Below are 1,844 nucleotides of genomic sequence, written 5' to 3' on the forward strand. Positions count from 1 at the left end.
GCAATCCAACACGAGAGCTCACCAATCGTCGGCTGCCGAAATGCAATAACTTGGCAAAATATGTGCCGACCAAATCCGCGCAGAGTATAGGGGCGGTTCTGCCCCTATTCAACTGTCAGGTAGTGATTTCCGACTGCTCGCTACATGAGGAAATGTTTCAGCGGATGTGTGCGAGCACACCTTGAAGCTCATCGAGGGAGTTGTAACCAATCACCAACTGCCCTTTCCCCTTCTTGCCGTGGCGAATCTGCACCGCAGAGCCTAGGCGCTCGGCCAGACGCTGTTCGAGGCGGGCGATATCCGGGTCGGGTTTGCTGGCTTCCACAGGCTCCGGTTTACCACTCAACCATTGGCGAACCAGCGCCTCGGTTTGGCGCACGGTGAGGCCGCGTGCGACAACATGTCGCGCCCCCTCCACCTGCTGATTGTCCGGCAGACCGAGCAAAGCACGGGCATGACCCATTTCCAGGTCACCGTGGGACAACATGGTCTTGATGACTTCCGGCAGTGCAATAAGTCGCAACAGGTTAGCCACAGTGACGCGAGACTTACCCACAGCCTCGGCGACTTGCTGCTGAGTCAGCTGGAATTCCTGCTGCAACCGTTGCAACGCGACCGCTTCCTCGATCGGATTGAGATCTTCACGCTGAATGTTCTCGATCAGCGCTATGGCGATCGCGGTTTCATCCGGTACGTCGCGAACCATCGCCGGGATGGTTTCCTGCCCGGCCTGCTGACTGGCGCGCCAGCGGCGTTCACCGGCGATGATTTCAAAGCGGCCGCCACCAATCGGACGAACCACGATCGGCTGCATCACGCCCTGTGCCTTGATCGACTGTGCCAACTCTTCGAGCGCCTGCGGGTCCATATCCCGGCGTGGCTGATACTTGCCACGCTGCAGCAGGTCCAGTGGCAGGTGCTGCAGTTCACGGGTATCCGCTTGCGCCGCTTGTTCTTCCAGCGCACCGACAGTCGGACCACTCAGCAGTGCATCCAGTCCACGTCCGAGACCTCGTTTCTTGACGGCCATGGGGATTCCTTAAGTTGCCTGAGCAGCGGCGATACGTGAATTTTTGCGCTGACGGCGAACCATTTCGCCCGCCAATGCCAGATAAGCCAATGCGCCGCGCGATTGCTTGTCGTAGGCCAGCGCCGGCATGCCGTAACTTGGCGCTTCAGCCAGACGAATGTTACGCGGGATCACCGTGTCGTAGAGTTGATCGCCGAAGTGCTCTTTGAGCTGCGCCGAAACGTCGTTCATCAGGCTCAGGCGCGGGTCGTACATGGTCCGCAGCAGGCCTTCGACTTTCAGGTTGGGATTGAGCAGTTCAGCGATGCGCTTGATGTTATCCACAAGGTCGCTCAAACCTTCCAGCGCAAAGTACTCGCACTGCATGGGGATAATCACGCCATCAGCAGCCACCAATGCGTTCAGTGTGAGCATCGACAGGGACGGCGGGCAGTCGATCAGAATGTAATCGTAGTTTTCACGGATCGGCGCCAGCGCGCTGCGCAGGCGGCTTTCCTTCATCTGCATTTCCAGCAGAACCACTTCAGCCGCGGTCAGGTCGCGGTTGGCCGGCAGCAGTTGATAACCGCCATGCTCGGAGTAGTGCATGGCCTGAGTCAGATCGCATTCGCCGATCAGCAGGTCATAGACCGAGTTTTCCAGGCCATGTTTATCCACACCGCTACCCATGGTGGCGTTGCCCTGTGGATCGAGATCGATCAACAGCACCCGGCGCTTGGTTGCGACCAGGGATGCTGCGAGGTTGATGCAGGTGGTGGTCTTGCGCTCACCAGCGTTCTGGTTCGGTTTGGCGAATACCGTAGCGATTCTTGCT

At 58.6% G+C, this 1,844-nt stretch carries 2 protein-coding genes; both read right to left on the reverse strand.

Translation table 11 applies throughout. The features are described from left to right. Nucleotides 1-157: 157 nt before the first annotated feature. Nucleotides 158-1,030 carry a ParB/RepB/Spo0J family partition protein gene (locus tag ACIOWA_RS25770; RefSeq protein ID WP_221733259.1) on the reverse strand — a complete coding sequence of 291 codons (873 nt, stop codon included), beginning with the start codon at nucleotides 1,028-1,030 and terminating at the stop codon, nucleotides 158-160. A gap of 9 nt (nucleotides 1,031-1,039) precedes the next feature. Next, complete coding sequence (locus ACIOWA_RS25775) at nucleotides 1,040-1,837, reverse strand: ParA family protein (protein ID WP_401162593.1); 798 nt, start codon at nucleotides 1,835-1,837, stop codon at nucleotides 1,040-1,042. Nucleotides 1,838-1,844: the final 7 nt, after the last annotated feature.

Origin of the sequence: Pseudomonas sp. NPDC087614 (genome assembly GCF_044743485.1) — a bacterium.
Taxonomy (GTDB): Bacteria; Pseudomonadota; Gammaproteobacteria; order Pseudomonadales; family Pseudomonadaceae; genus Aquipseudomonas; species Aquipseudomonas baetica_A.